The 25,926-nt window shown below is 35.8% G+C and carries 28 protein-coding genes and 1 pseudogene; 8 read left to right on the plus strand and 21 right to left on the minus strand.

Translation table 11 applies throughout. From position 1 onward, the window contains the following. The first annotated feature begins 79 nt into the window (after positions 1 to 79). The 6 genes from RK01_RS04090 (at position 80) to RK01_RS04115 (ending at position 5,985) form a co-directional block, all read left to right on the plus strand. Complete coding sequence (locus RK01_RS04090; RefSeq protein WP_016172014.1) at positions 80 to 304, plus strand: hypothetical protein; 225 nt, start codon at positions 80 to 82, stop codon at positions 302 to 304. Positions 305 to 436: 132 nt separating this feature from the next. After that, a complete protein-coding gene (locus RK01_RS04095) occupies positions 437 to 1,960 on the plus strand; it encodes an ABC-F family ATP-binding cassette domain-containing protein (protein ID WP_016172015.1) in 1,524 nt (507 codons plus the stop codon). Positions 1,961 to 2,312: 352 nt separating this feature from the next. Then, positions 2,313 to 2,894 (plus strand): GNAT family N-acetyltransferase, encoded by a 582-nt coding sequence (locus RK01_RS04100; protein ID WP_016172016.1) that lies wholly within the window; start codon positions 2,313 to 2,315, stop codon positions 2,892 to 2,894. After that, a complete protein-coding gene (locus RK01_RS04105; protein ID WP_016172017.1) occupies positions 2,887 to 3,357 on the plus strand; it encodes an AAA family ATPase in 471 nt (156 codons plus the stop codon). The genes RK01_RS04100 and RK01_RS04105 overlap by 8 nt, the downstream gene beginning before the upstream one ends. A 216-nt stretch (positions 3,358 to 3,573) precedes the next feature. After that, positions 3,574 to 3,852: a DUF3781 domain-containing protein gene (locus RK01_RS04110; RefSeq protein WP_016172018.1), complete on the plus strand. Its 279-nt coding sequence runs from the start codon at positions 3,574 to 3,576 to the stop codon at positions 3,850 to 3,852. Positions 3,853 to 4,521: 669 nt separating this feature from the next. After that, the gene (locus RK01_RS04115; protein WP_016172019.1) at positions 4,522 to 5,985 is read left to right on the plus strand and encodes an APC family permease; all 1,464 of its coding nucleotides are present in this window, start codon (positions 4,522 to 4,524) and stop codon (positions 5,983 to 5,985) included. Positions 5,986 to 7,036: 1,051 nt separating this feature from the next. On the opposite strand, the gene RK01_RS04120 is transcribed toward RK01_RS04115, so the two are convergent. From RK01_RS04120 to RK01_RS13880, 4 genes and pseudogenes are all read right to left on the minus strand, one after another. Next, positions 7,037 to 7,531 (minus strand): ECF transporter S component, encoded by a 495-nt coding sequence (locus RK01_RS04120; protein ID WP_016172020.1) that lies wholly within the window; start codon positions 7,529 to 7,531, stop codon positions 7,037 to 7,039. Positions 7,532 to 7,569: 38 nt separating this feature from the next. Then, complete coding sequence (locus RK01_RS04125; RefSeq protein ID WP_016172021.1) at positions 7,570 to 8,358, minus strand: hydroxymethylpyrimidine/phosphomethylpyrimidine kinase; 789 nt, start codon at positions 8,356 to 8,358, stop codon at positions 7,570 to 7,572. A gap of 236 nt (positions 8,359 to 8,594) precedes the next feature. Then, a complete protein-coding gene (locus RK01_RS04130; RefSeq protein ID WP_016172022.1) occupies positions 8,595 to 8,882 on the minus strand; it encodes a hypothetical protein in 288 nt (95 codons plus the stop codon). Beyond that, positions 8,883 to 9,452: pseudogene (locus RK01_RS13880) on the minus strand (NADPH-dependent FMN reductase). A gap of 80 nt (positions 9,453 to 9,532) precedes the next feature. Between RK01_RS13880 and RK01_RS04145 the strand changes: the two are divergent. After that, a complete protein-coding gene (locus RK01_RS04145; protein WP_016172025.1) occupies positions 9,533 to 9,982 on the plus strand; it encodes a MarR family winged helix-turn-helix transcriptional regulator in 450 nt (149 codons plus the stop codon). A 116-nt stretch (positions 9,983 to 10,098) separates the two neighbouring features. Here the strand turns inward: RK01_RS04145 and RK01_RS04150 are convergent, their stop codons facing one another. The 10 genes from RK01_RS04150 to RK01_RS04195 all read right to left on the minus strand — a co-directional run bounded on the left by RK01_RS04150 (position 10,099) and on the right by RK01_RS04195 (position 17,984). Next, on the minus strand, positions 10,099 to 10,446 hold the full coding sequence (locus RK01_RS04150) for a type II toxin-antitoxin system PemK/MazF family toxin (protein WP_016172026.1): 348 nt from the start codon (positions 10,444 to 10,446) through the stop codon (positions 10,099 to 10,101). Beyond that, complete coding sequence (mazE, locus tag RK01_RS04155; protein WP_016172027.1) at positions 10,446 to 10,667, minus strand: type II toxin-antitoxin system PemI/MazE family antitoxin; 222 nt, start codon at positions 10,665 to 10,667, stop codon at positions 10,446 to 10,448. The genes RK01_RS04150 and mazE overlap by 1 nt, the downstream gene beginning before the upstream one ends. Positions 10,668 to 10,924: 257 nt before the next feature. Continuing rightward, positions 10,925 to 12,040, minus strand: a complete 1,116-nt coding sequence (locus RK01_RS04160) for an AI-2E family transporter (RefSeq protein WP_016172028.1) — start codon at positions 12,038 to 12,040, stop codon at positions 10,925 to 10,927. A 147-nt stretch (positions 12,041 to 12,187) separates the two neighbouring features. Further along, positions 12,188 to 12,655: a GNAT family N-acetyltransferase gene (locus RK01_RS04165; protein ID WP_016172029.1), complete on the minus strand. Its 468-nt coding sequence runs from the start codon at positions 12,653 to 12,655 to the stop codon at positions 12,188 to 12,190. Between the two features lie 71 nt (positions 12,656 to 12,726). Beyond that, the gene (locus RK01_RS13995) at positions 12,727 to 14,499 is read right to left on the minus strand and encodes a metal ABC transporter permease subunit (RefSeq protein ID WP_016172030.1); all 1,773 of its coding nucleotides are present in this window, start codon (positions 14,497 to 14,499) and stop codon (positions 12,727 to 12,729) included. Continuing rightward, positions 14,496 to 15,215 (minus strand): metal ABC transporter ATP-binding protein, encoded by a 720-nt coding sequence (locus RK01_RS04175; RefSeq protein ID WP_016172031.1) that lies wholly within the window; start codon positions 15,213 to 15,215, stop codon positions 14,496 to 14,498. The genes RK01_RS13995 and RK01_RS04175 overlap by 4 nt, the downstream gene beginning before the upstream one ends. Before the next feature lie 145 nt (positions 15,216 to 15,360). Beyond that, entirely contained in the window at positions 15,361 to 16,218 is an 858-nt protein-coding gene (locus RK01_RS04180; protein ID WP_016172032.1) for a sce7725 family protein, read from the minus strand. After that, the gene (locus tag RK01_RS04185; RefSeq protein ID WP_016172033.1) at positions 16,218 to 16,889 is read right to left on the minus strand and encodes a hypothetical protein; all 672 of its coding nucleotides are present in this window, start codon (positions 16,887 to 16,889) and stop codon (positions 16,218 to 16,220) included. The genes RK01_RS04180 and RK01_RS04185 overlap by 1 nt, the downstream gene beginning before the upstream one ends. 100 nt (positions 16,890 to 16,989) lie before the next feature. Beyond that, positions 16,990 to 17,334 (minus strand): hypothetical protein, encoded by a 345-nt coding sequence (locus tag RK01_RS04190; protein WP_016172034.1) that lies wholly within the window; start codon positions 17,332 to 17,334, stop codon positions 16,990 to 16,992. Then, positions 17,331 to 17,984: an endonuclease III domain-containing protein gene (locus RK01_RS04195; RefSeq protein WP_016172035.1), complete on the minus strand. Its 654-nt coding sequence runs from the start codon at positions 17,982 to 17,984 to the stop codon at positions 17,331 to 17,333. The genes RK01_RS04190 and RK01_RS04195 overlap by 4 nt, the downstream gene beginning before the upstream one ends. A 72-nt stretch (positions 17,985 to 18,056) precedes the next feature. Here RK01_RS04195 and RK01_RS04200 point away from each other — a divergent pair, with 72 nt between their 5' ends. Continuing rightward, positions 18,057 to 18,623 carry an SOS response-associated peptidase gene (locus RK01_RS04200; RefSeq protein WP_016172036.1) on the plus strand — a complete coding sequence of 189 codons (567 nt, stop codon included), beginning with the start codon at positions 18,057 to 18,059 and terminating at the stop codon, positions 18,621 to 18,623. A gap of 47 nt (positions 18,624 to 18,670) precedes the next feature. Here RK01_RS04200 and RK01_RS04205 read toward each other — a convergent pair whose 3' ends face one another. The 7 genes from RK01_RS04205 to RK01_RS04235 all read right to left on the minus strand — a co-directional run bounded on the left by RK01_RS04205 (position 18,671) and on the right by RK01_RS04235 (position 25,903). Then, positions 18,671 to 20,023: a TrkH family potassium uptake protein gene (locus RK01_RS04205; RefSeq protein ID WP_016172037.1), complete on the minus strand. Its 1,353-nt coding sequence runs from the start codon at positions 20,021 to 20,023 to the stop codon at positions 18,671 to 18,673. Between the two features lie 128 nt (positions 20,024 to 20,151). Continuing rightward, positions 20,152 to 20,784, minus strand: coding sequence for a V-type ATP synthase subunit D (locus RK01_RS04210; RefSeq protein ID WP_016172038.1), 633 nt, complete (start codon positions 20,782 to 20,784; stop codon positions 20,152 to 20,154). 5 nt (positions 20,785 to 20,789) lie between these two features. After that, positions 20,790 to 22,166: a V-type ATP synthase subunit B gene (locus RK01_RS04215; protein WP_016172039.1), complete on the minus strand. Its 1,377-nt coding sequence runs from the start codon at positions 22,164 to 22,166 to the stop codon at positions 20,790 to 20,792. Further along, complete coding sequence (locus RK01_RS04220; RefSeq protein WP_016172040.1) at positions 22,159 to 23,940, minus strand: V-type ATP synthase subunit A; 1,782 nt, start codon at positions 23,938 to 23,940, stop codon at positions 22,159 to 22,161. Before RK01_RS04220 ends, RK01_RS04215 begins: the two co-directional genes overlap by 8 nt. Before the next feature lie 14 nt (positions 23,941 to 23,954). Beyond that, positions 23,955 to 24,266, minus strand: coding sequence for a V-type ATP synthase subunit F (locus RK01_RS04225; RefSeq protein ID WP_016172041.1), 312 nt, complete (start codon positions 24,264 to 24,266; stop codon positions 23,955 to 23,957). Next, a complete protein-coding gene (locus RK01_RS04230; RefSeq protein WP_016172042.1) occupies positions 24,256 to 25,248 on the minus strand; it encodes a V-type ATPase subunit in 993 nt (330 codons plus the stop codon). Before RK01_RS04230 ends, RK01_RS04225 begins: the two co-directional genes overlap by 11 nt. 58 nt (positions 25,249 to 25,306) lie before the next feature. Continuing rightward, positions 25,307 to 25,903 (minus strand): hypothetical protein, encoded by a 597-nt coding sequence (locus tag RK01_RS04235; RefSeq protein WP_016172043.1) that lies wholly within the window; start codon positions 25,901 to 25,903, stop codon positions 25,307 to 25,309. Positions 25,904 to 25,926 lie beyond the last annotated feature (23 nt).

The raw sequence follows: 25,926 nt of genomic DNA on the forward strand, positions 1-25,926 counted from the left end.
AAATTTAAAACATTGCAAGTAACTCTAGTATCAGAAAAAACAGACACCGTGGTAAAATGAAGAATAGGAGGGGATTATAATGGAAGAAACAGTTTTTTTCAATCTTGGGAATGCTATTGCATCTAACTTTGATACCAAAGAATTAGCTCGCACTGCACAAATTGAACAATCAAAGGATTTAAAACGACGGGGACTGGTGATTGCAACTGATCTTGATTCTGGGGAACACTTCCTCTTTTATGCCGATGATGTAGCAGATGCATCAAGTGATACAACGGAGTTTAAACTTCGCCATACATTATAATTTGTCTGTAGGCTGTCTTTGACAAGCTTGGAGCTTCATGTTAGGCTTTAATTTATACCATCTGGATATGAACCAAAAGCGGCGGATGATTTTTGTCTGGCGCTTTTTACTATGAGAAATGAGGATTTAACCATGTTACGCTTAGAAAATATTACCCAGCAGTTTGGCGATAAAGTTTTATATGAAGCTGTTTCGGTTCAAGTGAATCGCGGAGAACACGTCGGTTTAATTGGTCGCAACGGGGCAGGGAAAAGTACATTAATTAAGATTATAACTGGCGAAATATTGCCAGATGACGGTCAAGTTGTCTTTCCTAAAAATTTACGTTTAGGCTACTTAGACCAGTATGTCGGAGTAGACGAACATTTAACGATTCGTAAATTTATGCAAACTGCTTTTAAAGAAGATTTTGATAAAGAAGCAAAAATAACTAAGCTCTATGAAGAATACGGCGAAAGTTTTGATGATCGTTTATTAGAACAAGCCGGACGTTTGCAAAATGAATTAGATCAAGGCGATTTTTATCAAATGGATACACTAATTGATGATTTGGCCACAGGACTTGGGATCAACGTCTTGGGAATGGACAGTCTTTTGAAAAATTTAAGTGGCGGGCAACGTTCTAAAATTATTTTAGCCAAAATGTTGTTAGAAAAGCCTGATTTACTAATTTTAGATGAACCAACCAATCATTTGGATGACAATCATATTCAATGGTTGACGCAGTTTTTACAAGATTTTGATGGAACTTTTGTTGTTGTTTCCCATGATCAAGCCTTTTTGGATGCTATTACCACTCATATCATTGATATCGAGTTTGGCAAATTAACCAAGTACACTGGTAATCTAAACCGCGCATTGAAATTAAAAGAATTGCAACAAGAAACTTATATGCGCCAATACGAAGCCCAACAAGAACATATCAAAAAAACAGAATCTTATATCCGAAAGTATAAAGCGGGCTCTCGTTCGACAATGGCAAAAAGTCGTGAAAAACAACTAGCAAAAATTGAGCGTTTAACCCCTCCAACAGATGCTCCAAAACCGCATGTCACCTTTACTTATGCCCCAATTGTAACTACTTTGGCACTGGAAACAACGCAGCTTGTAATCGGTTATGAAAAACCTTTACTTGCACCAGTTGATTTGACGATTCGCGCGGGTGAAAAAATCGCTTTACGAGGATTTAACGGTATTGGAAAATCAACCTTAATCAAAACGTTGTTGGGCATTATTCCAGCTATCGATGGCGAATTTCATTTCCCTCAACATACAAAAATTAATTATTTTGAACAAGAATTAGCCTGGGAAAATCCATTGGCAACGCCTTTACAGTATTTAAGTGATAAATATCCAACCATTAACAATAAAGAATTACGGCGCTATTTGTCCCGTGCAGGTTTGACAAGTCAGCATGTCCAAGAATCATTAAAGTATTTAAGCGGGGGCGAACAAACAAAAGTGAAGTTAGCAGAAATGATGATGCCTAAAAGCAACTTCTTATTTCTTGATGAACCTACTAACCATATCGATCAAGCTTCTAAGGAAAACTTACAAGAAGCATTAATCGCTTTTCCTGGAACAATCGTTGTCGTTTCTCACGAAGCAGAATTTTATGAAGATTTTGTCGATCGTGTAATCGAATTAGAGAGTTAATAAAAAAAGCCGCACCAGCGCTATAAAGAATAGTCTGGTGCGGCTTTTTTATTAGACTTTAAACTAAGGCGCCCTGAATAGTCTTTTCCAAAATATTGCTAGTTTTTAAAGATAATCGTGTTTCTTTCTACTAATTTCAGTAGGTATTTGAGATTTAGCACACTATTTTGCCATTATGCTGCTATCTATTTCCATTTGTATGTTGCATCTAAAAAGAGAACGCGAAGGTTATCAAAGACAGTGGTTGGTACGAATAAAAATTGGCGTAAATCCTAGCTTTTCTTCAAGATTAAGGTAGATTATGCTACAGTAAAGTAATAAAATTGCAAAAAGCCGTACAAGGAGGAAAATCATGAACTTAGACTTAGAGGCCAAAACAGCACCGATAACTATTCGCAACGTAACAGAGACTGAATTACAACGTTTGTGGGAAATAAGCTATGGTCCCAAAGCGGATTTAACGTGGAAAAATTTTGATGGTCCTTATTTTAACGATCCGATTCTCTCATGGGAAGAGTATAAAGAAGGATTTGGCTGCCGTTTTTTAAATGACACAAATGGGGGTGTAATCTTTTTTGAAAATGAGATGGTCGGTGTTGTAACGGCATATTTTGAAGATGGCAAGTTAAAACGGTGGTTGGAATTTGGTATTGCGATTTATCACCCACACAATTGGAATAAGGGAATCGGAAGTAAAGCTGCCGATTTATGGATAAAACATTTATTTCAATGTTATCCCGAGATTGAGCGGGTCGGCTACACCACTTGGTCTGGGAATGACCGGATGATGGCATTGGGTGAAAAAATTGGTATGAAAAGAGAAGCGCAAATTCGGAAAGTTCGTTATTGGCAAGGACAATTTTGGGATTCCATGAAGTATGGCATTTTAAGAGAAGAAGTAAAATTTGGCCAAAAGGTATTTTCAAATGTCTAAGCTAATTATTTTACGCGGAAATTCCGGCAGTGGTAAAACTACTATTGCAAAAACACTACGCAATAATTTTCCCAATGGCTATATCATGACAATTGGACAAGATGAAATCCGTCGTGAAATATTAAATGTAAAAGATACTCCTGATAATTTAACCGTTTCTGTAATTAAAAATCTCGCTTTATTTGGTCGTGAACATTATCCAGTTGTCATTATCGAAGGAATTTTAAATCGGGGGATATATGGCAACATGCTTGAAGAACTAGCTCTTTTTTTTGAACAGACGGATTGTTACTATTTTGACCTTACTTTTAGTGATACTGTAGCCCGCCATCAAACAAGAAAACATCTCACCACATTTACTACTTGTGATATGGCTAGATGGTGGTTAGCAGACGATTATTTAGGTTTTGCTGATGAAACACTCTTTACAGCAGAAATGACAAAAAAACAATCGTGGATATGATAATGGCAAGATTATCGGAAAAATAAGAAAGGGCAGCCTCACAAATGTTGTAAAAAAAGATAATTCTTAAATTAGACGTGATAAATCAATAGACTTCAATAGATAGCAAATTATCAAAATTAGTTTTTAAGTGAACATTTTCGTGCTTTTTGATAGAGAAAATTCCATGATATGCTTGAAAGCAAGCCTTAACATTTTATGCAAAGGAGTTTTGTAATGTTAAAAAAAATTTCAGAAAAGATTGGATATACAAAATTAGTTTATGATCGCGTTAGTAAGAAACTAAGGACTAATTACACAAAAAAACAAATTGAAGAATTAGTAGAGGCAATTTTAAACGATAACCAAACAAAGCTAAGTCGCGTAGGAAAAAATTATTATCTCTGGCATTCTGAAAAACATATTCAGCTCACAATAAATGCTAGCAGTTATCGCTTAATTACGGCAGACAGACAAGAAAAAATTCCTATATCCAAAAAGTCAGCAAAATCTTAATGGCCTAAGCACTTAACACATGCAGAACATCTAGTTTATTTAGATAGTGAAGCAAAAGAACTAGCTCAACTTTTAACTGGGGAGAAAACCACGATTACGCGGGGAGCAGCTGGACGAAAATCACCATTAGGAGGGCAGGCAAAAGTAGGGGAGAGTATCTACTTTGTCGAAACTGGTGGAAATTTTAACGTTGAATATCACGGAATAATAAAAAAAGTCACTTGAAGAATCTACACAATTTATAAAAAAATACGCTAAACAACTGCAACTATCTGCAAAACAAGAGCAAAGATGGTTGGGAAGGAAATATTTAGTAGTCTATGAAATTAGTCATTTAGAAAAAATTCTTCCTTTTCAATATAAGCAAGAAAAAATATGGATGATTGGATTATTGCCGAAAATATCATGACACTTGCACAATAAAAATAGGCTCCAGGGGTTACTCAGATGAACCCTCCTAAAACTTTATTTGCCGCTTAAAGTTCCATGACGGTTTTATTGCTTAAATATTCTTTTTGAAAACTATTTCACGAAAATTTCGTTATCTAAATGAAAATTTTATTAATTGTTGGTGAAACTGCGCTAAAATCCACATTTTAGTAGTTGAAGATTCTTTTAAAAATAACTATGATATAGAAGTTGCAATTTATTATTTAAAGGAGTTTTCTTATGAGTCAAAATCAAAAACAAATGCGGTGGTTCACCGTTGGCTTAATTGCTTTTAATATGGTTTGGGGCCTGGGAAATGTAGTGAATAACTATGCCCAACAAGGAATTTCAGTAGTAACTTCATGGATTCTTATTTTAGCACTATATTTTATCCCCTACGCTTTAATTGTTGGCCAATTGGGTTCAACTTTTAAAAGCAGTAAAGGTGGCGTGAGCTCTTGGGTGGAAAATACATCAACCAAACGCTTGGCCTATTATGCGGCATGGACTTATTGGGTCGTACATATTCCATACCTTGCGCAAAAGCCACAAGCAATTTTAATTGCACTAGGATGGGCTGTTCAAGGGAATGGCGATATGGTCTCTAATATGTCGATGACGACGATTGCTTTACTAAGTTTAGTTATTTTCTTGCTATTTTTATTCTTATCAACAAAAGGATTGACGACATTAAAAGTCATCGGTGGTTTAGCCGGTACTGCAATGTTTGTAATGTCGATTTTATTTATTCTATTAGCTGTAGGCGCCCCTGCAGTAAGTAAAGGAATGGAATTTGCTACTCCAGATATGGGGAATATTAAAACCTACATTCCAAAATTTGACTTCTCTTATTTTACTACGATTTCAATGTTAGTTTTTGCCGTAGGGGGAGCAGAAAAAATCTCGCCTTACGTTAACCAGACAAAAAATCCGGCGAAAGAATTTCCACGCGGTATGTTCTTATTAGCGGGTATGGTAGGGGTATCTGCTGTTTTAGGTTCAGTAGCAATGGGTATGCTTTTTGCAAGTAATAATATTCCAGCAGACTTAATGCGAAATGGCGCTTATAGTGCCTTTCAACAATTAGGCAATTATTACGGTGTAGGTAACCTGTTAATGATTATTTACGCTTTAACCAATACAATTGGTCAAATTTCTGCCTTGGCATTTTCTATTGATGCACCATTACAAATTTTACTTGCTGACGCTGATCCGATGTTTGTACCAAATTGGTTGCGGAAACGTTCTGCCAAAGGAACATTGGTAAATGGGTATTTATTAACAGGTATTTTAGTTAGTGTTATCATTTTATTACCAATTCTAGGGATTGGTAATACAGATGAACTGGTAAAATGGATGACAAATCTTAACTCTGTGGTAATGCCAATGCGTTACTTGTGGGTATTCTTTGCTTATATGATGTTAAATAAAGCGTGGAAAAACTATCAATCTGAATACAAATTCTTAAAAAATCCAAAACTTGGCTTTATTGCTGGTACTTGGTGTTTTGCATTTACAGCTTTTGCCTGTGTCTTAGGAATGGTGCCAAAATTGGATTACGCAACAAATCCAAAAGCTTGGTGGTTCCAATTAATGACTAATATCTTAACACCAATCGTCCTAATCTTGTTAGGCATGATTTTACCTGCGATTGCACGACGGGATAAAGATAAAACAGCAATGCCTGAATTAAAAGAAATTTAACCAATAAAAGCTGCTGATCACATACGATCAGCAGCTTTTTAAAAATGAAAAAAACTTACAATAGGCGGGGGAGTAACATTATATTTTACTGACGGTTTCAATCATCTTTGTTAGAGTTTATTTTTGAATCTTTAATAAGTTGAATTAGCTTATTTTCTAGCCCAAAGTTCAACGTTTATAGCTTAGTTGCAATTTCTTTTGCAGATTCTGTAAAGTAGCTATTCGTTACAACGAACGCGTTATCTAAAGAATAAAAACCGATGCCTGGACATATTTTTTGGTTCGCTTTATTGTCAACTTTATTTTTTGGCGCTTACATTAAATGCCGATTTTAACCGATCTGAATACACTGAAGTAACTTTTACATTTTCATAATTAAGCTTTTCCAGTAAAAACGCTAGATATTCTTCAAACTCGTTTCCAGCCATTGTATCAATTAAACTTAATTGCGTATTGGCAAAACGGCGCCTTTTGGAAACTATAGAAATTAGTTCAGCTAAAAAGTAGAATCAAATTATCTTTTTTCATAATAATCATGCGCAAACTAATTTATTTTAACAAAAGTATAGCATAGTCTAAATAGCGAAAAGATATAAAGGATACACAGAAATAGGGGCAAAAAATAGGCTTATCAGCTCTTAATTTAAATTATTAACTTCGTATAATATATATTATGTAAACTAAAAATAAAAAAATATTGTTAAATACGCGGATTTTCCTTTATTTTACTCTTCCCTTTCAAAATATGCTGCTGCATTTAGAAACTGTTAAATGCAGTAGCTCTTTGAACACTAAGCTGATAATCATTTTTAGTGTTCAAAGAGACAGCAACATTTTTTCGTCACTGAAGCTATTTAAACAAAATAATCATTTCAAATCCAAGTAAAATCTACTTGGAAATTTTTTAGAGTTAATTTTTCAATTAATATTCCATTCCTAAGTTTCAAAACTCAACCAAAAAATAGTCAATTTCAAGTAGTCATTCCAATCTTATAATGAAGATTAATAATGTATCCTATTATGGATATTATTAACTCATTTGAGGCATTTATTAAGAATTATATTTTAAACGGTTCCCAGTAGCCTTTTTTAATATTTTAACTAACGGTATTGCGACAATAACCCCAAAGCCAGCTTGACAAAAATTACTTGGAATTGAAGCAATTCCAGCGCCAAATCCATAAAGTAAATTAGTAGCTAGCGCATAACCTACTACCATAATAATCGCCCCCAGGATAAGGCCCAATACTTTTGCAACATTCTTTTGTTGAAAAAAATATCCAAACATAAAACCTTCTAAGCCGTGAATCACTAAGGAGAAAAAAATCCATTGAGGATACCCTGCTAATAAATCAATAAAACCTCCGCTAATGGCCCCAACAAAAAGACCTGCAATCGGTCCAAATAATAAAGCGGTCACCGCAATACCCACATCACACAAAGTCACTATTCCATTAGTTCCTGGTATTGGAATAACCACAACTAACGAAATGGCTGTAATCAAAGCTGATAAAATGGCATAGTGAGATATTTTTTTTATTTCCATTTTTCTCCCCCCGCTTTCCTAAATAAATTGATTATGTTCTATTTAATATTTCGTTCGTAATAGACACTTCCAAACTCTTTTGTTACCATTATTCCCTTTTGTATGCTTTGATAAACATAATTTTTTGCTTTTTTGACAGCTTCATCCAATTCAGCGTTTTCAGATAACCTAGCTGCAATTGCAGAAGATAAACTACAACCAGCACCGTTTATCGATTGGGTATTAATCTTTTTAGTTGTAAAGTGTCTAAGTTCTCCATGGGATAAGGACAATATATCAACAGCATCCTCCCCTGCTAAACGACTACCACCCTTTAATAAAACGGCTGTATTAAAGGCCTTTTGTAAAGTTGTAACAGCCGCTTGCATTTCAGCTAAAGTTGTAATCTTTTTGTTAAGGAGGGTTTCTGCCTCTACTAAGTTTGGTGTAATGATAGTAACAAAAGGTGCTAAATCTGTTTGCATCCCCGCTACCACCGCTTTTTTGAGCTTCAAATCGCCTTCTTTAAACGCTAAAACAGGATCCAACACAACGGGAATATCAGGACGCCCTCGTAGAAACTCTTTAATGAGGGGAATAAAAACCGGATTGGCAATTAAACCAATCTTAATTGCAGCAAAAGACACATCTTGAATACTTTTTAATTGTGCGGCAAATACTTCTTTGTCGACTAGATGAACGGATAGACAATTGCCGCTGAATGTTACGATGGAAGTTAAGACTGACATACCGAAAGTCTGATGATCACTAAATGTTTTTAAATCTGTTTGGATACCACCGCCAGCAAAAGGATCCGAGCCACCAATTGTTAATACTATTTTTGTCATCGGTCTGCCTCCTTAATGATTTAAAGTGTACCAAAATTTATAGTAGTTGCCCACGACCAATTGGAATGTTTTAAAACCAACCAATTTAAGCTGAAAATTACATTTTATCACAGTATTTACGGTTTATTGAAACCGTGTTTTACAAAAAACCACCCGCAAAAAGTTAAATTAAAAATACAACCTTTGCGAGTGGTAAAATATATTATCTGTAATGATCACTTTGAAAACGAAAAGAATCATCTTTTTCTAGGAAAAGTAACTAAGCCGACTGTTGTACTACAAGTGCCAATAGTTACTAGGACAATTTTACGTATCATCCGATCTCTCTCATTGTCTTCTTGAGTCCAGTTAAAAAAATTTGAAACACGATTATTATCTATTACTTCATGGATAAATTTCGCTTTTCTATTTTCACCTTTTACTTCCTGTACTTCAAAAATAAAATTGAACATATACAATCCCAAGCAAATAGCTGCGACAACTAAACATAGGCGAGAAATGAATGTCTTTATAGTCTTACCCAATTAATTTTCTCCTTTTTCAGATGAAAATAAGGATATAAATTCTTCAGAAACCATTTTAACTTGGGGACTTATCTTTTTAAACGAATGATCGATATCAATAAACTGATTATTTTCATTAAACATCTCTTTTGATATATTCAAAGGAGGATTTACTGACATATTATACATATTTAAACCTTGAGTCACTAATTTCATAGAAATCAAACCTTGAAACCCACCATGTCCACCGTAAACCATAATGCTTACAGGTTTGTGACGCCATTCATCATATAAATAATCTAACGCATTTTTTAAAACTGCTGGATATCCCTAATTATATTGCGGAAAGACTAATACACAACCATCGTATTGCTTAATTGTTTTACTCCAATTTTTTGTGTGTTCTTGTTGATAGTTACCTTGAGCCGGAATGTTGGGTTCATCTAGGAACGGAAGATTTATTTTAGCCAAATCAATAATATCAATTTCAAGTTTTTCATGTTCCATAGTCATTTTGACCCACTGCGCCACATCCCCACCAATTCTATTTGGTCGATTACTGCCCAAAATGATTCCTACTTTATTTTTCATATCTCTTATCCTCTCTCAGAGCAATTTATGTGCATTTTGCACATAAATTATTATAGAGGTATTATGCTATAATTACAAGTATGGAAAAAGAAATCTTTAAATCCCTTTTTCAAATAGTCAATTTCTTCAATGATTCCAAGCATGACATCGATTTATTAAGAAAGGTAGGCGTAAAAGAAGATCAAAACTTATTACCCATAATTGTTCGTGTAGGAATGGCTGAAACCATTAATATTGGCGATTTAGCAAAACAGATGGGGAAAACTCACTCCTCTACAAGTAGGCAAGTTGATAAATTTGAAAAACAGGGATTACTTACCACAACCTATAACAATAAAGATAGACGAATACGCGAAATTTCATTAACCAGTCAAGGAATTGCACTATTTGACCTGATAAGTGAAGTACGATTTAGTCTATTTAGTAAAATATTAAATGAAGTGTCCTTAACCGACGCTAACAAGATAAATGAAGGTCTATCGTTACTTGCTGATATCTTGAAAAAAATAGAGATACAGAGCGAGGATTAATTGAGACAAAAACTATTAAAATTATGGCGCAATTTAGTTTTTTTGCAAAGTTCACAAGCCTCTCTTCAAATAAAAAAGTACTCATCAGGTTCTTTCTGATGAGTACAAATTGTAATCTATTCTCCTAAAAGTTCATCAAAGCTAAAAATCATCGCGACAATTTGAGCGACATTGCCTAACTCCGACAGTGTTGCCGTCTCAATTTTTTTCCAACTGCGGGCCTTATAATCCAACGTTTTAACTTGTAGCGGATTGATGTACCCTTTTATTTCATGTGTTTTATCTAAAGGTACAAAATGGGGTTTATTTGTACTAGTGATGGGACAAACTGCTACTAATCCAGTCACTGCACTATAATTTTTTGTGCTGACTACAAGTGCCGGCCGCCTTTTTTGAATTTCACGCCCAGCGCTAGGATCAAAGTTCAAGGTAATAATATCACCTTGCTCGGGATGGCCATGCATTATAAAATTTCCTTTCCTTGCGGCTGATCTTCTAAAAATCCTGAAGTCGCTTCCAGTTGTTTTCCTTTTGCCATAGCTTCATCAAAGATATTCTTTTTCTTTTTAATGAAGGTAATTGATTCATCTGCACCTTTTACTGCCAAATACTCCACATTTTCTTCTATACCAAATTTCGTAGGGACAGTGAGCACAATTGCGTTACCTTGCCGCCGCGTTTTCATGATATCCCCTCCTCAAAAGTAATTACAATGTAATTATACCAAAAACAAAAAGTAAATACAATGTAATCACATCCACAATAAAACATTAATAAAACATTTTCCGTTATTTGCAATAAAAGAGCTTTTTCGTGAAGCTAGCCAAAAATAACTTTGGTATACAGACCTTATTTGTAAAAACCATCGAATCCCTTTTTCCTAAAAAAACACTCATTTTACCTACGTGATACGGTAAAATGAGTGTTTAACTAAAGAAAAGATTACTCCTCTTCTTCTAAATTAGTCGTCAGTGCTTCAGATTTTTTTAATAGATAAATTTTGCGGATATTAATGATAAGTGTCTTAATCACGGCATAAACCGGAATACAAATCAACATACCCATAATGCCTGAAACGCGTCCAGCACCTAATAACACTAAGATAATGGTAATTGGATGTACATTCAACGATTTCCCAAATAAAAGCGGCTTAATGATATTTCCATCTACTTGTTGGATAACTAAAACTGAAAGTGCCATATATAATGCTTGCCAAGGAGAAATAAACAGTCCCACAATCACAGCGGGGACTGCGCCTATAAAAGGTCCAACATAAGGAATAATATTGGTTATTCCACATATTAATGCCAGTAACAAAGAATAAGGTTGCTGAAAAATCGTCATGGCAATAAAACTCATAATACCGATGATAAATGCATCTAAAACCGTACTACTAATATAAGCAGACAAAGTATCATTTAAGTCGCGCACTGTTTGTCTAAGCTCGTGACGAATCGTGCGGGGAAAGAAATTCGAGACCGCATCTAAAAAACGATGGCCATCTTTAAACATAAATAATAAAATAAACGGTACCGTAAACAAGAGAATGAAAAATTTTGTTAAGACAGAAACGATAGAAGACAAACTGGAAGTCACGCTAACAATAATAAAGTTAATAATGCGATTAATTGTGATATTTGCCGACTCCAATTGTTGCTCTAAATTAAAGTTTTTAAATTCATCTTGTTTGGCTAAGCCATCCAGCCACTGCACAAATTCATCTGCATACGTCGGCAGCTGTTGGGTTAATTGAACAGTCTGCTCAATCAATTGTGGAATGACATTCATTGCTGTTAAAACAATAATAATCACAACAACTAAAAAGGACAATAAAAAGCCTAAAACCCGCGATAGCCCTCTTTTTTGTAAAAAATTGACGATTGGATCAAACATATAATACAAAAATCCCGCAATAAAAACTGGTAACAACACGGCTCCTAACATTTCCAGTACCGGTTTAAAAATACCAGGCATCTGCCATAAAAAATAGACACCAATAATAACTAAGACCAATTCGGCGGTCCAATAAAACAATTTTGAATTCTTAAACGACTGCATACTAAAACTCCTAAACAATTTAATATCTCTATTTTAGCATAACAAATACTGAAATCGATTTTTTGTCTAAATATTATTATAAAATTTTTGTATATTTGATAAAAAAGCTAACCGAGTGGTTTTACACAAGGTTAGCTTTAAACGCACTTATTTTCTCCTATCGTCCTTAGATGAAACGATCAAATTTTTCTGATATATAGAAAGACAGCGGTTGAAAATATCTATTTGTTCGGCAATTTTATGATAGCCAAATTTTTCATATAAACCCACATGTTGCGTCGCGATAAATGTACTTTTAAAATCTAAAGAATAAGCTTTTTGTTCTGCTTTTTTCACAAACTTCTCACTCATTCTTTTACCACGGTATTTTTCAGAAACAAATACCATACTGATAAAAGGTGTTAACGCTGTTTCTTTTAGGATATCTTTTCTTAATAATGCACAAAAACCAACGAGTTCTTCATTTTCCCAACAGATTAAAACATCTTCCCAATCACGTAGCTTATTATTTTCCATTTGTCTGGCTAAATATGCTCCTGCAGGCCAAGGAACTTGTGCTATTAACGGGATTGTCCGTTCCCATTCAGCTGTCTCTTTAACCCAAGTAAACCTCATAGTCCTCATCTCCTAAGAAAAGAATAGCATAAAAAGACAAAATATTTGGATAACCTGGCTTTCTTATCGGTTTATTTGGTCTCACTCGCTAAACCTGCAAAAATAGTTGTCAAATTTTCTTTCATCATATCATAATAACTATCGCCACGATTCCCAGGCTCTGCAATTGAATCGGTAAAAACCTCCTCATAAATTGGAATACCGCTATCTTTTGCCACACTTTGCATCGGTTTTTTATTAACAGAACTTTCAACAAATAATGCTTTTACATTCGATTCTTTTAGCTGAGTAACTAAAGTAGTAATTTGATTGGGGGTACCTTCTTCTTCTGTATTAATTTCCCAAATGTAAGCAGAAGGGATATCATACGCCTTCGAAAAATATTTGAAGCATCCTTCACTTGTTACAATTAATTTCTCCTTTAGTGGAATACTTGCAAATTGTTCTTTGGCTAATTTATCCAAATTAGTCAATTTTTCAACGTACTTAGCCAAATTATCCCTATAGGTTTCTTTATTGACAGGGTCTTTTGCGATCAATGTGCTGGCAATATTTTTCGCATATAAAATACCATTTTCAATATTCAACCAAGCGTGAGGATCTGCTTTACCCTGTTCTTCTCCTTCTAAATAAATAACTTCCACGCCGTCACTGACAGCAAAGTAATCTTCATTAGTTTTTTTGTTGCCGTTTACCATCAGTTTAGTAAACCAACCATTTCCGCCAGTTTCAAGGTTGAGACCATTATAAAAAATTACATCAGCTTCTTGCGTATTTCTTACGTCTACGGGTAAAGGCTCATACTCATGAGGATTTTTTCCTACGGGTACAATGCTGTGTAAATTTACTTTATCCCCCGCAACTTCTTTAACCATATCCGCAATGATAGAGTTTGTCGCTACCACAGTCAATTTATTTTCAGCAGCATTATCATCCGGTCTAAGAAAACGTTGATAACTAAACATCCCCATTCCAATTAACGCCATTACTGCAATAACGGTGAAAATTCTTTGTTTCGTTTTGGTTTGTTCTACTTTTTTGGGTGATAGGAAAAACCCGATTAAAAACAGGCTCGCTGCAGTCAAAACAATGGCAGATCCTGCTGCAATATTAAAACTATAACCGATAAATAGACCAATAAGAGAGGATAACCCACCTAAAGTTGCTGCTAATAAAATCATGGATTTCAATCGCTTTGTAAATAAATACGCCGTTGCAGCAGGGGTGATTAATAGGGCTACGACTAAAATGGTACCTACACTTTGCATTGCAGTCACCGAAACCAATGTCAACATTAACATCAGTAAATAATGATATCTATTAACCTGCATACCAAAAGCTTTTGCCATCATCGGATCAAAAGATGTCAAAAGTAATGGGCGATAAAAAATTATCAGTAACAACAAAACCACAGCAGCAATACTAATGGTAATCCATTTATCTATATCTTGAACTGCCAACACATTGCCAAACAAAATATGGAATAAATCTGTAGAACTATTGGCTACACCAATCAAAATGATGCCCAATGCTAAAAAAGAACTAAAGGTAATGCCAATTGCAGTATCACTTTTGACAGTGCTATTGTTTGCAATATAAGTAATAAGCACGCTCGCCAAAATACCAAAAACAACTGCACCGACAAAAAAATTAATTCCTAAAATATAAGACAATGCCACGCCTGGTAAAACCGCATGTGAGATAGCATCTCCCATCAGTGACATACCACGCAAAATGATAAAACAGCCGATTGCTCCTGAAACGATGCCAATGACAATTGAAGTGATGAGAGCATTTTGTAAAAAATGATAGTCATGTAATCCCGCTATAAAATGTGCAATCAATTTGTCTCACCTCCAATGAAAAGATAATCACCATAAGCTTCCTTTAAAAATTCGGAAGTAAAAACGTTTGGGACGGGGCCATAGGCAATCTTTTTTTTGTTTAATAATAAAATTTCATCAAAATAATCCGTAACTTTACTTAAATCGTGATGAACGATAAAGATAGTCTTTCCCTTTTGTTTCAAATCGCGAAGGAGACTCATAATAATTTGTTCACTAGTAGTATCAATACCAACAAAAGGTTCATCTAAAAAGATTAAGCTTGCATCTTGTACAAGGGTACGTGCTAATAAAACCCGCTGAAACTGACCGCCTGAAAGTTCCCCGATTTGTCGTTTTGCAAACTCTTGCATATCCACTGCCTGGAGTGCAACATTGACTTTTTCCCAATGATTTTTCATCCTGCTCCATGGTTTTAAACGGGGATATAGACCCAACGATACTACTTCTGCCACAGTAATTGGAAAAGTATAGTCAATTGCGCTTTTTTGCTCTACATAAGCAACTTCCCTTTGTTTTTTGAATAAGGGTTCATCATGGTACGTAACATTACCACTGGCAGGGATTAATTTTAAAGCAGCTTTTAAAAAAGTGGATTTTCCCGCACCATTGGGCCCTAAAATACCAACAATTGTGGGGTTATTCACTTCAAAGCTCACATCATCAATAGCGATACGTTGATTATAAGCTGCAGTAATATTTTGAAACCGAATCATTCTCTTCACCTCGTCATATTTTTAGGCTCACCTAAATATCACCTTTTGAACTAGTATAGTGAATTTTTTATTTTTAGGCAACCCTAACTTTTTTGCGAGATAAAAAAAGACCCGTTTCACAACGGTGTCTTTGGATAATGGATTCTTAAATTTGTTTATCAAAAAAGCGACTCATCAATTCCAAATGGTGCATTACACTTGCTTTACGTAAAATACCCATTCCAGGAAATTTATTTTTAAAGTAACTTTCTTTTAAAATTTTTAAACCTACTGTTTCTTCTTTTGGGAAAAAAGGAAAAGCTATAACTTCTGCCATAACCGCTAGAAAACGGCTAGAAAAGTCTGGTAATTCTTCACTTGGTGAAACAAAATGATGAATACGCAACTGATTATTTTCTGCAAAGTAAACCAGATGCAATACAATTTCTCTGGCTGGATAACTTTGTTCGTAATAAAGGCGGCTATCAATTGAAAAATCACTGAATCCTTTAAATCCTCTTTTGGTAAAGTTTAAATGAGCAGTTGAGAAAATTTCGTCTGGTTGCTCTAGGTAATAACTTGGTCTAACCCGTAAAAAATTGTCTTCTGACAAAATTAAAGGTCCTTTTATACGTTGTAACAAGCGAAATTCCATTGGTACGATAGTCGGAATAGAAAAAATTAGAGAGCCATAGTCTTTTAATACTTCTGCATTTTGAGCAATTAATACTTGATAATGGCTAGAAGAATTCAAAGGGGTAGTTAAAATATGCGCGCTACTTGTAGTTATTTGTTGTAATTTTTCTTGACCCGCAACAGTTAAGAAATCACCCGACTGAGGATTTTCAATTAACGAATAAGGTTGTTTCACTTTATCAAATTGTTGTAATAACTTATATAATGCCGGATTGTCTTTAACGGGTTCAATAATGGGATGAATAGCTTGGCTAAGTTTATCAGCTTCACTTAATTGGCGCAAAGCCAACAAATCAAATTGTTTTCCACGAAAATAAGGATAATACATTAATCTTCCCCCAAAAAGCGTTTTTCCAGTTGAAAATAGGCATCACGGGTAGCCTCAAGTTCTTCTTTTAGGGTTTCAACAGCTTGAGCTTGAGTTTCGGCGATAAAGCGATCATAGTAATTAACGCCACCACCAAAAAGGTCATAGTCTTTTTGACGTCTTTTTAATTCTTTATACAATTGTTCGGTCCCAAAAACGCGTAATCCTCTTTCCGTTTGTTTGGCTTTGCTTACCTCTCTTGCTTGTGCCGTGATTAAGCGATACAAAAGCTCCTGTTCATTCACTTGCAATATTTGGCGTTGCGCTTTTTTGATCGTTTCAAAATAACCCGGAACGTCATACTCTGAATCTGTCAAATAAGGATGAAAGATCAGCACACCAATATGAGAAGGAATTTCTGTTTTAACTTGTTCATATAATGAGTGAGGTAAAACAAAATAATTCAGATGACCAACAAAAGATAATTTGGCTGTACTTCTAAAATCTGCTTTTGTTACCTTTAACTCATAACAGCGCCATTCAAACGTCTGATTAGGTAGAATTTTGCAAGACAGGGTATCAACTATTCCTTGATCATCTGGCATAACTACTTCTTCAATTACCACATCGCCTTTTTGCCGACAATGGAAATACAAAGCTTCTTCCATTGCTAAAGTCAATGCTGTTTTCATAAAATCCCTCATTTAATAAAATTATTTACCTGCTCTATTGGCAAACCAATAGCTGATTGGTAACACCTTCAGTATAGAACGTTCGTTCGCAAATGTGAAGTCAATTTGACCACAAATAGTCAATATCAGATAAGATATTTTGTGCATCTTCTTTTTTACTAAAAGGTAACTGAATTACCTCTTTGGGGACTTTTAAATATATTGTAGATTTTTCCATGCTTATTTGCACCTCTGGGGGTGAAAAGTAACTATGCGTAAAATCATCTAAAGACACGTTGGGTATAACTACATAGAGGCCATTTTGACTAATAAAACAAAAACGTTCATCATTGGTTTCATTTAATAAAAAAGTCATTAATTCATCATCCGTCATAATTTCATCAGCATAGGCTTGTAACAATAGAAATTGCTGAGTCTTTTTAAAAACATTAAAAAATTGATTCAAACTTCTTCCTCCTCACGTAAGTTCAATCTCGTATGAGCTAAAAAACTTTCTTCAAACGATGCACCTTTAAAAAAAGCTTTACCAAATTCATCGATGAGTCCATGAAATTCTTGCGCTTCTGCTAAGGTAAAACCGGCGATATCAACCAAACTTTTTAAAGACTGGTAATTTGTAAGTTCAGGTGTGCCCAGCTGTGCAAATAAACGCCGCCCATATGTATCTGCTACAAAAACTGGCACGTCAAACACATAAAGCATTAAAACATCAGCCGTTTCTTCCCCAATTCCGTGAAGCTGGAGTAATTGTTTTCGTAAATCATTACCATAGTAATTTCTAGTTTTTATAAAGTCGCTATCAAACGAAAGTAACCAAGTAAAAACTTCATGAATGGCACGACTTTTATTTTTAAAAAAGCCACTAGGGCGAATAAGAATTTGTAGTTCCACTTCTGACAAGCCCACAATTTGTTGACTGGAAAAATTTGTGACCTCTTTCAAATTATGTAAGGAAAGAGCCGCGTTTTGCCAGTTAGTATTTTGAACTAAAATGGCGCCTAAAATAATTTCTTCTTTTGAGTCAGCCGGCCACCAACCTTGTGGGCCCATCTGCTGGAACATTTTCTGATATAATGCATATACACGTTGATCCAAGTTATCACCTCGTTTTTATTATATCGCAATTATAAAATAAAGCATGGAATTGCTACGAGAGGAGTTTTTTTTATGTGTGGGCGCTATCTTTTTGATTTGAAAACGACTGAATTAAACAGATATTATGAGCAATTGCAACATTTGGGCAAAATTGGCGAGGTTTTTCCTAGCGAAAAGGTAATAACATTAGCCACTAATCCCGCTGGAAAAGTTCATTTAGGCATCACCAATTGGGGCTTTACCACTTCGAAAAATAAGAGGCGGATTATTAATGCACGCTGTGAAACGGTAACCGAAAAGCCACTATTTTCTGAAAGTTTTCGTCAACGTCGTTGTGTATTCCCAATGACAGGTTTTTTTGAATGGGATTCAGGTAAAAATAAAATACTATTTAGACCCACTGCTGAAGAAGCAATCTATGTAGGAGGGTTTTATCGTGAACATCAAAATGAACTAGAATCCGTTATTCTAACGACTATACCAAATAAAACAGTAGCTCCAGTTCATGATCGAATGCCTTTGATTATTAAAAAAGACGAAATTCGTGCTTGGTTAACAGACTTCAACTTTGCATCTAATTATTGTCGCCAACAATGCGATTCCCAATTAATTTTAGAAAAAAGTATGCCAGAAAATTAATGGCATACTTTTTTAGTTTACATATTCAGATTATGAGTAACTTATTACTAACCAATTAAAACTGATTCTTCCGGATACTTAAAATGTTGCTCTTGTTGGCGAGCTTTGGCAATCAACGAAAGTAATACCGTCATAATCCCTACTCTGCCAATAAACATTAAAGAAATAATAATCACTTTACCTACAATACTAAGTTCCGGTGTTAATCCCATTGTCAATCCGACAGTCCCAAAAGCGGACACGACTTCAAACACAATGTATTCTAACCCGAGTCCGTCGACATCGGGGATTTTTTCTGTCACAGATAATATCATGGTAGCCAAAATACATAACGACAAGGTAATAAAAAATAGCGTAAGGGCTCTGAAAATAGCCCCAGCTGGAATGGTACGGCCGCTAAATTCAGCGCGATTTCTTCCTTTTAAAATACTTTTCATCTGTATAAGCAATACGCCAAAAGTTGTCGTTTTTAAACCACCTGCTGTTGAACCTGATGTGCCCCCGATATACATCAATACAATCGTTAAAATTAAACCAGCGTGACTCATTTCAAAATAGTTCACTGAATAATAACCTGCTGTTCTTGGTGTAACCGCCATAAACATCGTATTAAAAAAGCGTTGCAACCAATTGCCTGTGACCAGTAATTGTCCGTTGTGCTCTGTTAAATAAAAACCAATAGCACCTAAAATTAAAAGACTACCCGTCATTAATAACGCAATTTTCGAATGAATGGACAAACGTTTTTGTTTACGATATTGGATTAAGTCAAACCAGACCAAAAAGCCCAGACCACCAGCAATAATTAAAATCATGATGACAGAAAGCATCCAAATATCCTGCTGATTATTTGCCAGACTATCGCCCAAAAGATCAAAACCAGCATTACAAAAACTGGAAACAGAGTGAAAAATACTAAACCAGATCCCTTTTAGCCACCCATACTGTGGAACAAAAGAAAAACTCAATGCAATACTGCCTAATCCTTGAATAATTACAGAGGTTAAGAGAATGTAACGCATCAAATTCACACTACCATTCATTTGTTCCAAATTAAGAGAATCCTTTAAAATCATCCGTGTTCGCAAATTGATTTTCTTTCTAGCAATCATAAAAAAGAATACGGGTAAAGACATGAAACCTAAACCGCCTGTTTCGATCATCACTAAAATGACAAATTGGCCAAAAGGTGTCCAATGTTGTGCTGTATTGACGGTCGTTAACCCCGTGACACATGTTGCCGACGTTGCAGTAAAAAGAGCATCAATAAAGGGCGTAACTCCCCCAGAACGGCTCGAAATCGGTAACATCAATAATAAAGCACCACATAAAATTACAGTTGCGAATCCTAATGATATCAACTGTGGTGTTGCTAAGTGGCCTTTTTTCAATTGTTTCAACAAACTGACCTCCACATTACCCAATTAATTTTCATGAGATGAGGGTTAATTGGATAAAACATTTTTATTACTATTGATTGTACCAGATAAAGGGAAAAAGTTTCCGTTTTTAAACGGAAACTTTTGTGTTAATTGCGATTCATATTTTTTATCTTAATCATACGCGTGACTTCAGAGCGCTCGTTTTCTTCTAGCTTCATTTTAATGTAGTAAATGGTTTCTTCAAGTTCAGGAATCGTCATATATTCCAATGCATTCACACGGCGACGTGTTTTTTCGATTTCACTTGCCATCAGCTGACATGTTTTTTCGATTTCAGTTAATGCCAGTAATTTAGGTAAGACCGTAGTAAAACGTTCTATCGCGTTGTCTAGTGGTACATTGGAATTAATATACCCATACTCTAAAGGTGCTTCAAAAATATCCTCGTCATAATGAAAGTTCAAAACCGGAACTTCTACACTCATAATATTTTTTTGATCCATTTCGAGTTCTACTCGGGTTGCAGGTAAAATGAAGAGTTCTTCAATAAAGGCTTCGTTTAAAGTCGCATTGGCTAAACGGAAAGAACGCATCGCACTTTCCATCATCTCCTCAACTGCTTGACGTAAATGATTGTTTTCTTTGACCATTAAAATGAAGCGGCGCATTAATTCATCTTGTTTATCTTTTAGTAATTTATGTCCTCGCTTGGCTGTCGTTAGCTGTTTTTGTAGCCGGGCTAACTCCATTCGCGTCGGATTAACATTTAAACGCGCCATCTAAATTACCCCTTTTCTGGCAAATACTTTTCAATCATGTCATCTTTAATCCGTTTCAATTCTGTCTTCGGCAAGATACTTAGCAGCTCCCAACCCAAATCAAGTGTTTCAATGATAGAACGATTGGTTTCATAGCCTTGATTCACGTATTCAGTTTCAAAACGTTCCGCAAATTGCGCATAAATTTTATCGACATCAGATAAAGCAGAATCACCTAAAACCACGGCTAATTCTTTTGCTTGTTTTCCTTGTGCATAAGCAGAAAATAACTGGTTCATCGTGGCCGCATGATCTTCTCTGGTTTTGCCAGGTCCGGTCCCTTTGTCTTTTAAACGTGACAGTGATGGTAAGACATCAATTGGTGGTTTGATACCACTTTTGTATAAATCACGCGACAAAATGATCTGGCCTTCAGTGATATATCCCGTCAAATCGGGGATGGGATGTGTTTTGTCATCTTCTGGCATTGTTAAAATTGGAATCTGAGTTACAGATCCCTTTAATCCCTTAATTCTACCGGCACGTTCGTATAATGTCGCCAAATTGGTATACAAATACCCCGGATAGCCACGACGACCTGGAACTTCCCGGCGTGCAGCTGAAATTTCACGTAACGCCTCACAGTAGTTGGTCATATCTGTCATGATAACTAAAACGTGCATACCTTTTTCATAAGCTAGATATTCTGCAGCAGTAAGAGCCATCCTTGGTGTAGCAATTCGTTCAATCGCAGGATCATTCGCCAAGTTCATGAAAACTACAGAGCGATCAATAGCACCTGTTTTACGGAAATCTTCCATAAAATATTCTGCTTCTTCAAAGGTAATCCCAATACCAGCAAAAACAACGGCAAAATCATCATCAGTATTTAATACAGAAGCTTGTCTGGCAATTTGAGCCGCTAGTTCTTTATGAGGTAAACCTGAACCAGAAAATACCGGTAATTTTTGTCCCCGCACCAACGTATTCAAATGATCAATAGAAGAAATCCCAGTTTGGATAAATTCATCTGGATAATCTCTGGCCATCGGATTGATAACTTCACCGTTAATGTCCAACATTTTCTCCGGTAAAATTTCAGGTCCATTATCTTTTGGTCGTCCTAGACCATCGAAGGTGCGGCCAATCATATCCATCGAAACACCTAATTGTAGGGGATGCCCTAAAAAGCGTACAGCCGAATCTTTTAAATTAATGCCGCCTGTTCCTTCAAAAATTTGAACTAAGGCTTTATCTTCAGATATTTCTAAAACTTGACCTTTCCGTAGTTCACCCGTTTGTAAACGGACTTCGATTAGTTCTTCATATTTCACACCTGCTACTTTATCGACAGCCATTAAGGGGCCAACCACTTCACCAATCGTTTTATATTCTTTAATCACGGTTCATGCCCCCTTCTTGGATAATAGTTTTGATTGTTTCTTTAATTTCTTGTGCTAAATCTGTGATCTTACTAATTTCATCTTCTGGCACATATTTCATGCGGGCAATTTTATCACGCAGCAAAACAGTTCCAGCCATAATCTCAGATAAATAAGAACCTAATTCTAAAGCTTTTTCGGCTTCTTTACCAAATGACAAGATATTTGAAAGCATTTGGAATTGTTTTTCCCGTGAAGTAAAAGTATCCACATCATCAAATGCATTTTGTTGCAAATAGTCTTCGCGAATAGATTTTGTGACTTCTAGTAGCAGCTGATCTTTTTCTGATAAAGAATCAATCCCTACCAGGCGCACAATCTCTTGTAACTCAGATTCTTTTTGAAGTTGTCGCATCGCATCAGCTACGAGTTCAGACCAGGGTACTTGTAATTCTTGATCTAAATAATTTCCTACCTCGGTATCGTATAAAGAATAGCTCTTTAGCCAATCAATGGAAGGGAAATGACGTTTTTGAGCTAATGTGGAATCTAAGCCCCAAAACACTTTTACTACTCGTAATGTATTTTGGGTTACTGGCTCTGAAATATCTCCGCCAGAAGGTGAAACGGCACTAATTGCAGTAATGCTACCTTCTCGTCCTTCTTGGCCCAAGGCGATAACTTTACCAGCCCGCTCATAATATTCAGCTAAACGTGAGCCTAAATATGCGGGATAGCCTTCATCCCCTGGCATTTCTTCTAAACGGCCAGACATTTCCCGTAACGCTTCAGCCCAACGAGAAGTCGAATCCGCCATAATCGCTACAGAATAGCCCATGTCACGGAAGTATTCCGCAATGGTAATACCAGTATAGATGGAAGCTTCTCGGGCAGCTACGGGCATATTTGAAGTATTGGCAATCAAGATTGTTCGCTCCATTAATGATTCCCCGGTATTTGGATCAATTAATTCCGGAAATTCATTCATAACATCTGTCATCTCATTACCACGTTCACCACAACCAACATATACCACCAAATCGACATCCGCCCATTTGGCAATCTGATGTTGGACTACCGTTTTACCAGCACCAAAGGGGCCCGGAACTGCTGCCGCTCCGCCTTTTGTAACTGGAAAGAAGGTGTCAATTACACGTTGTCCGGTAATCATAGGTGCCTGTGGATTCATTTTTTCTTTCACGGGACGAGCGCGTCGGACAGGCCATTTTTGTAACATGGTAAATTCTTTATCACCCGTTGGTGTTTCGAGAACATAAATTACATCATCCAAAGTAAATGAACCAGATTTGATTTCTTTAATCGTACCTGAAATACCATTTGGTACCATGATTTTATGCGTAATAATTTTCGTTTCTACAACGGTACCGAGGATATCTCCGGTTGAAACAAAAGTTCCTACCGCTACACTTGCTTCAAAGTCCCATTTTTTTTCATGATCTAAAGGAGGCAATTGCACACCCCGAGTTAGAAAATTACTTTTTGTTTGGGCCATGAAAACATCCAGCGGCCGTTGAATCCCATCAAACATTTGAGAGATAATACCCGGTCCTAGTTCAACCGATAAAGCTTCTCCAGTTGAACGTACCGGCTCTCCTGGTCCAATTCCTGCAGTTTCTTCATAAACCTGAATAGAGGCAATATCGCCTCGCATTTCGATAATTTCGCCAACAACACCAAGACTACCTACAAAACAAATATCTTGGATGCTGGCTTCACTCATATTTTCGGCCATTACTAAAGGACCGGATACTTTGATTATTTTGCCAACTTGCACTATTTTTAGCTCCTTTACAAAATGTTTTGACCGACTGCTTTTTCGACATTGTCTTGAATCATTTGGCGTCCAATTCCTAAAGTACCATCATGATTTGGAATTAAAACGACGGATAACTTAGGATTGGACTTGTGACGATCGATTTCATCTGCAATTGCTTTGCCGCATTCTTCAGTTAGATAAATAACGCCGTATCCTTCTGATGCCATGTGGCGAAAAGCTTTTAAAACAGCCTCTTTACTGGTATCAGAGTAGACCGAAAACCCAAACAATTTAAAGGGTAATACAGACTCTTTATCTCCGATTACGCCAATTTTATATGTCATAGGTCATACGCATCCTCTCTTTAATTTGTTCATTCGTAAAGCCACTTCTTTTTCCAGTAACAATTAACCGTAAATTTTTTGTTTCAATTTCCTTTGCATTTAAATAAGCCAGTAATGGTAGTGGACCAAAAGCTTGTGTTTGGGCGGATGCAAACATTTCTGTCAGGCGATTGTCTTTAATTCGATCCAATTGAGCAAAATCAATGGTTTCACCGGTAATAGCATTGGCTAAAAGATCCGCATATTCGCTGGTTAACAAATAATCTCGCAAAGTGGTAATATCTTTATCAGCAAAATTTAAATAAGTTTCTTTTGGAATACTTCCCGAACTGGATAAAACAGCAGTTAAAAATGCTTGACTACGCTTTTGTAAAACACAGCGTAAAGCAGTAATGATATTGGTCAAATCGATAAAAGTAATAATTTCTTTTAGCAATTCTGGGTAGCCTAACTGCTCTCCTAGGCGACGCTGTTCTTTTAAAAAGCCACGATCATAAATAACATCGATTCCTTGTAAAATAGCAGATTCCGCTAGGTATTCTCGCACTTCATTAATGCTGTCTAAAATTGATACCGGTAAAACTGCTGATTTCCCCGTTTCAATGGCATGTTTTAATTCTGCTAAGGAATAAAAACCATCTGGTAAATAGAGATAATCGTAATTTTCACCAATATAGTGAGCTTTTGTCAACACCTTCAAATTATGGAGTGTAAACCGCATTGTAAAAATGAATACAACTTCAGGAACAGGTGCTCGTTCCACCAATTCACTATAACTGGCTAAAAGCTCTTTATTTAAAACCGCATCAAAATCATTCGGAAATTCTGCGGTTAAATATTTGCCATAGGCGGTTGCATTTAGAAGTTCTCTTATTTTTGGTAAATCAGCAGCAATTAACTGCTCATAAAAAGCAGGAGCTAAAATTTCGGTTTCTTTCAAACGAACATAAGGATTCAGTTGATGATATAAATCTTGTTTCATAAACGCGCTCCTTGTCATAAAATCACCTTTTGTAACATACAGTTAAAAGGTAGTACTCTTATACCTCAAACAGCATTTTTGAAATACTGTTACTATCAGTTGTTTTAATCTCATTTAATAAATCACGGTATAAAAAATTATATTGGACACCCTTATCATCTACTACAAATCCATAAGATTCAGTTGCAATGGGGTTGCCATAAAGTAATTCGTAACGTAGTTTACCATTTAATTTTGCTAGCCACTCTGAGGTATATATTTCTGTTGGCATTTGTTTAGCGGGTTGAAAGAAAACTTTTTTGCCTTCTTCAAAGGGCAACAGTTCCAAACAACGCGCTGCAAAGCTTTGGGCTTCATTTGTGTCCCAAGCTTGCATTTTAGCGTAAGCCTCTGAAAATACTTTACTTAAATAGCTCTGTTTTGCCAGCAGTGTGTCTTGTTTGACTTCCATTTGCTGACGTGCATGAAGTTGTTTGTATTTTACTTTTTGATTTTTGGCTAATTGTGCTTGTAGTTTTTGATCTTCTGCTTCTAATTTTTGTTTTTGTTTCAAAAAATCTTCTTCAATTTGGGCACGTTGCTCTGCATCAAAAGTGGTGCGTTTTGCTAATGCAGCTTCATCAATTTGTTCGATAATTTTTGTAATTGCATCCATATGTTTGCCTCCTTCTACAATTA

The organism is Enterococcus dispar ATCC 51266, from assembly GCF_000406945.1.
GTDB lineage: Bacteria > Bacillota > Bacilli > Lactobacillales > Enterococcaceae > Enterococcus_C > Enterococcus_C dispar.

Coding starts and splice junctions, on each gene's coding strand:
- RK01_RS04125 (WP_016172021.1), bottom strand. CDS start 8,358: ATGACAAAAATAGTATTAACAATTGGTGGCTCGGATCCTTTTGCTGGC.
- RK01_RS04175 (WP_016172031.1), bottom strand. CDS start 15,215: ATGATTCGGTTTCAAAATATTACTGCAGCTTATAATCAACGTATCGCT.
- RK01_RS04110 (WP_016172018.1), top strand. CDS start 3,574: ATGTTAAAAAAAATTTCAGAAAAGATTGGATATACAAAATTAGTTTAT.
- RK01_RS04105 (WP_016172017.1), top strand. CDS start 2,887: ATGTCTAAGCTAATTATTTTACGCGGAAATTCCGGCAGTGGTAAAACT.
- RK01_RS04150 (WP_016172026.1), bottom strand. CDS start 10,446: ATGCATGGCCATCCCGAGCAAGGTGATATTATTACCTTGAACTTTGAT.
- RK01_RS04100 (WP_016172016.1), top strand. CDS start 2,313: ATGAACTTAGACTTAGAGGCCAAAACAGCACCGATAACTATTCGCAAC.
- RK01_RS04235 (WP_016172043.1), bottom strand. CDS start 25,903: ATGGATGCAATTACAAAAATTATCGAACAAATTGATGAAGCTGCATTA.
- RK01_RS04095 (WP_016172015.1), top strand. CDS start 437: ATGTTACGCTTAGAAAATATTACCCAGCAGTTTGGCGATAAAGTTTTA.
- RK01_RS04210 (WP_016172038.1), bottom strand. CDS start 20,784: ATGGCGCGTTTAAATGTTAATCCGACGCGAATGGAGTTAGCCCGGCTA.
- RK01_RS04120 (WP_016172020.1), bottom strand. CDS start 7,531: ATGGAAATAAAAAAAATATCTCACTATGCCATTTTATCAGCTTTGATT.
- RK01_RS04090 (WP_016172014.1), top strand. CDS start 80: ATGGAAGAAACAGTTTTTTTCAATCTTGGGAATGCTATTGCATCTAAC.
- RK01_RS04160 (WP_016172028.1), bottom strand. CDS start 12,040: ATGCAGTCGTTTAAGAATTCAAAATTGTTTTATTGGACCGCCGAATTG.
- mazE (WP_016172027.1), bottom strand. CDS start 10,667: ATGAAAACGCGGCGGCAAGGTAACGCAATTGTGCTCACTGTCCCTACG.
- RK01_RS04185 (WP_016172033.1), bottom strand. CDS start 16,889: ATGAAAACAGCATTGACTTTAGCAATGGAAGAAGCTTTGTATTTCCAT.
- RK01_RS04180 (WP_016172032.1), bottom strand. CDS start 16,218: ATGTATTATCCTTATTTTCGTGGAAAACAATTTGATTTGTTGGCTTTG.
- RK01_RS04165 (WP_016172029.1), bottom strand. CDS start 12,655: ATGAGGTTTACTTGGGTTAAAGAGACAGCTGAATGGGAACGGACAATC.
- RK01_RS04200 (WP_016172036.1), top strand. CDS start 18,057: ATGTGTGGGCGCTATCTTTTTGATTTGAAAACGACTGAATTAAACAGA.
- RK01_RS04230 (WP_016172042.1), bottom strand. CDS start 25,248: ATGAAACAAGATTTATATCATCAACTGAATCCTTATGTTCGTTTGAAA.
- RK01_RS04115 (WP_016172019.1), top strand. CDS start 4,522: ATGAGTCAAAATCAAAAACAAATGCGGTGGTTCACCGTTGGCTTAATT.
- RK01_RS04145 (WP_016172025.1), top strand. CDS start 9,533: ATGGAAAAAGAAATCTTTAAATCCCTTTTTCAAATAGTCAATTTCTTC.
- RK01_RS04225 (WP_016172041.1), bottom strand. CDS start 24,266: ATGACATATAAAATTGGCGTAATCGGAGATAAAGAGTCTGTATTACCC.